At 77.4% G+C, this 616-nt stretch carries 1 pseudogene; it reads left to right on the top strand.

Annotated elements, in window-relative coordinates:
• Positions 1-154 precede the first annotated feature (154 nt).
• Positions 155-616, top strand: a pseudogene (locus AC2W7G_RS18055) (cobyrinate a,c-diamide synthase); the annotation flags it as partial.

A 616-nucleotide genomic window follows, 5' to 3' on the forward strand; every position in this document is an offset into this window, starting at 1 on the left:
GCCGTGGCCGCCGGGCGGGCGTTCACCTTCCGCTACGCCGAGACCACCGAGCTGCTCGAGGCCGCCGGGTGCACCGTCGTGCCGTTCGACCCGGCCCGCGACCGGCACCTGCCCGCCGGCACCGCGGCCTGTACCTGGGCGCGGCTTCCCCGAGGTGCACGCCGCGGCGCTGAGCGCCAACACGAGCCTGCGCGCCGACCTGCGCCAGGCCGTGCTCGACGGCGTCCCGACCGTCGCCGAGTGCGCCGGCCTGCTCTACCTGTGCCGCTCGGTCGACGGGCACCCGATGATCGGCGCGCTCGATGCGGACGCCGTCATGACGCCGCGCCTGACGCTGTCGTACCGGGCACCGCGCCTGGCCACCGACCAGCTGCTCGGTCCGGCCGGCACCGCCGCGACCGCCCACGAGTTCCACCGCACGACGGTCACGCCGGTCCACGGCGACCGCCCGGCCTGGTCGCTGGACGCCGGCGACGTCGGCTTCGCCGGACCGACCCTCAGCGCGTCCTACCTGCACGTGCACTGGGCCGGCACCCGCACCTGGCCCAGTCGTTCGCCGACGCCGTCCACGGCTCGACGGCGCCGCCCGGCCCGGTCTCCCCCGTCCGCCGCCACC

The organism is Aeromicrobium sp. PFPM2_SD2 (assembly GCF_057364525.1).